Source organism: Kitasatospora phosalacinea (genome assembly GCF_000716545.1).
GTDB classification, from domain to species: domain Bacteria; phylum Actinomycetota; class Actinomycetes; order Streptomycetales; family Streptomycetaceae; genus Kitasatospora; species Kitasatospora phosalacinea.
Genome location: NZ_JNWZ01000127.1, coordinates 1 through 5413 on the forward strand (window position 1 = coordinate 1; position 5413 = coordinate 5413).

The following is a 5413-nucleotide window of genomic DNA, read 5'->3' on the forward strand; positions in this document are numbered from 1 at the left end:
ACCGCCGCTACGAACGCAAGGGCACCCACTTCGCAGCCTTCGCCACCATCGCCGCCACCCTCATCTGCCATCGCAGAATCACCAAATGAGATGGCTTCTGAGGTAGTCATGTTCTGTCCTTGAGGTTGAACCCGTGACGGTCGGCCAGCAGCCTTTGCCTGCAAGCGCCGTGGTCGGCGCCGCCGCGGGCGCGGAGTGCCGGCGGGGCGGCCGTCAACGACGACGCCCACCACGCCGGCCGGCGTCCCTACTTCTCCAGTTCCGCGGCGACGGCCAGGCCCATGGCGAGCTGGCCCGTCAGGTTCGGATGTGCCGCCATGGTGTTCGGCGCAGGGGTCAACGACTCGATCCACCGCGCCTCCCGCGGTGCACACATGTCGTGACCGATGGTGGAGGTGTAGGTGTCGACGTAGGACACGCCCGCGCCGCCACCCACCCCACGCCGCTCCAGGGCCCGGTTGAGCTTCTTGGCCATGTCCCGCAGCCAGACGAAGTCGCCCTTGGCGAAAGGTACTTCCGCGCAACCGACACCGCTGTCAGGCAGGATGGACGGATAGCCGACCACCAGCACCCTGGCGCCCGGCGCGCGTCGCTTGACGTCGGTGACGACGTCGCGGACACGACCCTCCATGATGTTGATGCGTTCGCTCACCACATCGATGCCGCCCGCGTTGTAGTGATCCTTGCACGGGCTGCCCGCCGGGTTCGAGGACGCGACGAGTACGCACGTGGTGAGAATCGAGGTGAAGCCGACGTCGTTGCCCCCCAGGGTCAGCGTGACCACCTTGGTGGCCGGGGTGACGGCGTTGGCCTGTGGCGGCTTGGAACCCTGGTAGTTCCAGACGTGCCGCGTGGTGGCGCCACTGCACGTGACGTCCTTGAACACCGCGCCGCCGGTGAACGCCTTGGCGAACGTCGGATAGCTGTAGCCGGTGCGATCGCAGTAGGCGTCGTCGACCAGAGGCAGCCCCGCGCCGGACGCGTAGGAGTCGCCCATGGCAACGTATTCACCTCCGGTCGTCTGCTGGATCTGCACCGCCGCGCTGACCGGGGTGTCCGCCGCCGCCGGCTCTGCCAGGGAGAACAGGGCGAGGGGCATCACGATCCCCAGCACGGCCCTGCTGCTTCGCGGCCTTGTGATTCGAGCCATGTTTCTCCATGAATGTCGGATTGCCGTGCGTGGCCGGTGCGGTCCGCTCGGACACGCTTCTCACCGCACTACGGTGGCGGGGGCGCGCTGGTTCACCCCTGTCGGCGGCGGCTGGTAACGCGGCCCTGGCACGGAGAGCGGTGGTGGACGGCTTCGCCTCCCGGCCGCGCCGGCGGCCTGTGCCGACACGGGTTCTCGTCGTCGCCCGTCCTGCGGTGCGGGCGTCCCGCCGGACGGGGGCGGGCCGACCTCAGGTCGGGGCGTCGAGAGCTTCGCAGACGTGCCGGATGTAGCTGTGGGCGCGTTCCGCACCTACGTGCCGGTCGCGATGGAGAGCGGCCAGGTCGGCTCGACACCCAGCGTGACCAGTCAGGACCCTGCCCGGTGGAATGTACGGCACCTCAAACATGCGCACCCACCAGTCGATCAACTTGGAATGCTCCGTTGACCTTTGGGAAAGGCCTCGCCAGCCGGCCAGGCGCTGGGCAGACCCAGGGCGGCGTGAATGGGGCGAGCCGCCGGCTGACGTTCAACGTGGGGGCGTTCGCCCTTTCGGGAGATCATGCCCCGTCCTGGCGAGGGGGCCTGAGCCCACGCATGGCGAGTTCGACGACGTCCTCGACGTACGCCTCGTCGTCCGGGCGGTGCACGACCAGCAGTCGGTAGTACAGCTGGGCGTAGATCAGCTCGATGGCGCGGTACGGGTCGAGGTCGGCGGCGACCTGTCCGTCCGCCTGGGCGCGGCGGATGCGCTCCGCGACCAGCGCGCTGGCGGGATCGATGAGGCGTTTGCGGAACTCCGCGGCAAGGTCGGGGTCGTGCTGGCACTCGGCGATGATCGAGGCGAGCACACTGCGCGTCTCGCCGAGCGTGTCGATCCAGGCGTCTTTGACCATCAGCTTCAGGTCGGCCTCGAAGTCGCCGGTCTGCACGGTTTCGAGGCGTCGGTGCAGGCGCTTTTCGAGCTGTTGCGCCCACGCGTCGAGGACGACCGCGCCCTTGGAGGGCCACCAGCGGTAGACGGTTCGCTTGCCGACACCCGCGCGAGCCGCGATCCCCTCCATGCTGACACGCGCCAAGCCCCCTTCGCGGGCCATGCCGAGCGCGGCCTCGAGGATTGCGGCGGCCGCTTGTGGGTTGCGCCGGGCAGGGTCGGGTGCACGCGTCGTGCTCATATCGCCTCCATGGTGCTGACGAGCTCACGGTATCGCACTGGGGAGACGAACCGGTTCGTGTTGACACGGGCGGGATGCCGCGACACGATCCGTGTCGGATCGCGAGCCGATACGGGTCGTGTCGCAACGTTCAGCTCCCCCGCCGTCCAACGGACGGTTCCTGCGAAGGGAATCCCATGCGTAACCGCCTGTACGACTACAGCCCCATCACCGAACGCACGCCCATCCAGTGGCCTGACGGCGCCCGGGTGGCGTTCTATATCGGCCTCAACGTGGAGCACTTCGTCCTGGGCAAGCCGTCTACCAGCATCAACCAGGGCACCGCGGCGCTCGTCCCCGATCCGCTGAATCACGGGTGGCGCGACTACGGCCCGCGGGTGGCGATCTGGCGGATGATCGAGTCGTTCGACCGGCACGGCGTGCGCCCGAGCGTGCTGCTCAACTCCGATGTAGCCGAGCACTACCCACAGATTGTCGAGGCCGGCCGGGCGCGCGGCTGGGCCTGGCTCGCGCACGGCAAGAACAACTCCACCGTGCAGGCCGAGGTCGAGGCGGACGAGCGCGCCTACCTGACCGAGGTCGTCGAGACCATCGAGAAGGCGACCGGGCAGCGTCCCAGCGGCTGGATGGGACCCGCCCTCAGCGAGACGTTCCGGACCCCGGAGCTGATCGCCGAACTCGGCCTGCGCTACGTGCTGGACTGGACCGCCGACGACCAGCCGTTCCGGCTGAACGTGCCGGGGCTCCTGAGCGTCCCCTACACCCTCGAACTCAACGATCTGGGGCTGTTCACCGCCCACTCCATCAGCGGCCCCGACTTCGTGCGGATCGTCAAGGACCAGCTCGACCAGCTGTACGCGGACTCCGAGCACAGCGGCCGCGTGATGGCACTGGCTCTGCACCCCTTCGTGACCGGCCAGGCGTTCCGGATGAAGTACCTGGACCAGGCGCTCGAGTATGTCGTCAACCACCCCGGCGTGTGGACCACGACCAGCGATGACATCGCCGAACACTACGCCCGCACCACCGTTGGTCCCAGCGTCGCCACCTGACTGGTAGACCAGTGGCTCCACTGCCCGGCCCGGTGCCTCGTCCCGGTGGATCTACAGGGCGTCGGGCCAGGGGGAACGTGGTCGACGTCCGAGGAAATGACACGTCTGTGAAACGGAATCCACACCACCCAGTGTGAGGCACCGTGAGAAGCACCGGGTCAGAGCGGTGGTGCGTGACACAGAAGTTGCGATCCCATGCCCAGCCGCCAACGACCAGTAGCCCCGTCCGGCCGGACCCCGAGCAACCAGGTCCGGCCCGGCCGGGCCGCCCGTCCACGACTTCGATGCGGCGGATCTCGGAACGTCCGTGGCCGGTGTTCTTCGTGCGACCGAGGAGCGGGATCCCCTTCCGGGGAAGGGGCTTGAGCTGCCCGCGAAGGCTCTTCTGGTCGCCTTTGGCGATTGCGATGCGGTGCGCCTTTCGGCTGAGGAGGTACTCGGCGTGATCGCGTTGGGTGTGCATTGCGTCGCTGGTGACGACCACGTCGGCGAGGGCGGCGACGGTGTTCAGCAGCGGCTGGAAGCAGGTGATTTCGTTGGTCTTGTCGACGACGTCGAGGTGGGCCAGGACCAGACCGGTGACGTGCTCCATCGCGGCGAGCAGGTGGATCTTGCGACCATCGGCCTCGGCAGCACCGCGCAGGCCCTTGCCTGTCGGCGTTCGCGTGAAAGTGCACGGCAAGGTGCGTGCGAACATGCACATCGCGCCGTGCGCCACGGGGCCCGGGCCGCCCCCGGTAGGGAGCCCCTTCGGTGCAGGGCTGCGAATGCCCTGGGCGGCAAGGCATGGCCCGTCACCCTGAAGTCGTGGGCGCCCCGGCGCTCGTCACCAGGGCCGGTACGCCGTGATCGGCCGTACGGCGAGGCCCCAGCGCACTGCGATGACCAGGTCCCGGTGGCGGAACAGCAGGTCGCCGCCGCCCGTGTCCTCGTGGAAGCTGCGGTCGTCTCTCTCGTCGCCGCTGGCCGTGTCGAGGACGTACAGCTCGTCGTTGCCCTTGCGGTTGCCGAGCAGCAGGGTCAGTCGGCCAGCGGCCGCGTGCAGCGCCGAGACGCCCTGACTGCTGCCCCACGGGTCCGTCCGCCACAGTTGGCCGCCGCTGGCCAGGTCGAAGGCGACGACCCGGTCGGCCGAGTAAGCCCGGGTCGAGTAGCGCGCGACGGTGAGCAGCCGGCCGCCGTCGACGGCCACCAGACCCCGGTTCCCCGTCACGAGCTGCCCGTAGCCGCCGGTGGCCTCGATCTGGGCCTGGGCGCGGCCGTCCGGCCCGAAGACGAGGAAGGCGCCGGCTCCCTTGGACCCGTCACCGATCCGCACCACCACCGGGTCAGCGGACACGAAGACCGCGCCCTCGTGCGGCGAGACCGCGGGCCGGGCGCGCAGCGGTACGGTCCAGCGTTCCCGGCCGTCGGCCTGGTCGAATGCGGCGAGCTTCTGCTCGGCACCGTCACAGGCGAGTACCGCCAGCACCTGCCGCGCGGTGGCCGCCACCCGGTGCGGAATACAGCCCTGCGGCACCGCGGCCTGCCAGCGCGGGGCACCGGTCCGCAGGTCGACGGCACGCACCCCGTGGCCGGCCCGCGCGAAGTCGTCGTTCAGCCCGGTGACCGCCGCCGAGGCGCCGCCGTCGCGGAACACAGCGAGCCCGCCGCCGACCGCGACCAGGTCCGGCTCCGAGGCGATCAGGCCGATCCCCGGTATCCGGGACGTGTGCCACAGCTCCCGGCCGCTGGTGAGGTCGAGCCCGGTAACGGTGTCACAACCCTTGCCCAGCGGCACCTGGTCGGCCCCGGGCACCGAACTCGGTTCGCCATAGGCAATCAGCCCGATGCCGCCCTCGACTACAGAGCCGACCGCGCAGATCTCAGAGGGCGTTAAGTCCGTTTCTGGTAGCGGCCGCGTCCGGGTTGATCGAGGAGTCCCTGACGAACGAGTCGTCCCAGGCGGGAGCGGGTGACGTTGATCCCTGCAGCAGCCGCAGGAGTTCGGTGACGTTCACGCGGCCAGCTCGACGTCGTCGCGCCAGGCGGGGCTG

At 69.4% G+C, this 5413-nt stretch carries 5 protein-coding genes and 1 pseudogene; 2 read left to right on the forward strand and 4 right to left on the reverse strand.

The features are described from left to right. Nucleotides 1-89, forward strand: a pseudogene (locus OO48_RS37930) (IS5/IS1182 family transposase); the annotation flags it as partial. Between the two features lie 158 nt (nucleotides 90-247). On the opposite strand, the gene OO48_RS33505 reads toward OO48_RS37930, so the two are convergent. Beyond that, nucleotides 248-1114 carry an SGNH/GDSL hydrolase family protein gene (locus OO48_RS33505; RefSeq protein ID WP_245194917.1) on the reverse strand — a complete coding sequence of 289 codons (867 nt, stop codon included), beginning with the start codon at nucleotides 1112-1114 and terminating at the stop codon, nucleotides 248-250. Nucleotides 1115-1710: 596 nt separating this feature from the next. After that, on the reverse strand, nucleotides 1711-2325 hold the full coding sequence (locus OO48_RS33510; RefSeq protein ID WP_033223314.1) for a TetR/AcrR family transcriptional regulator: 615 nt from the start codon (nucleotides 2323-2325) through the stop codon (nucleotides 1711-1713). 176 nt (nucleotides 2326-2501) lie between these two features. Here OO48_RS33510 and OO48_RS33515 point away from each other — a divergent pair, with 176 nt between their 5' ends. After that, nucleotides 2502-3377, forward strand: coding sequence for a polysaccharide deacetylase family protein (locus tag OO48_RS33515; RefSeq protein WP_033223315.1), 876 nt, complete (start codon nucleotides 2502-2504; stop codon nucleotides 3375-3377). On the opposite strand, the gene OO48_RS40495 is transcribed toward OO48_RS33515, so the two are convergent. Together OO48_RS40495 and OO48_RS33520 are read right to left on the reverse strand one after the other, a co-directional pair. Further along, nucleotides 3289-4080: a transposase gene (locus OO48_RS40495; RefSeq protein WP_342449672.1), complete on the reverse strand. Its 792-nt coding sequence runs from the start codon at nucleotides 4078-4080 to the stop codon at nucleotides 3289-3291. The genes OO48_RS33515 and OO48_RS40495 overlap by 89 nt on opposite strands. 123 nt (nucleotides 4081-4203) lie before the next feature. Continuing rightward, nucleotides 4204-5175 carry an outer membrane protein assembly factor BamB family protein gene (locus OO48_RS33520; protein ID WP_033223317.1) on the reverse strand — a complete coding sequence of 324 codons (972 nt, stop codon included), beginning with the start codon at nucleotides 5173-5175 and terminating at the stop codon, nucleotides 4204-4206. Nucleotides 5176-5413: the final 238 nt, after the last annotated feature.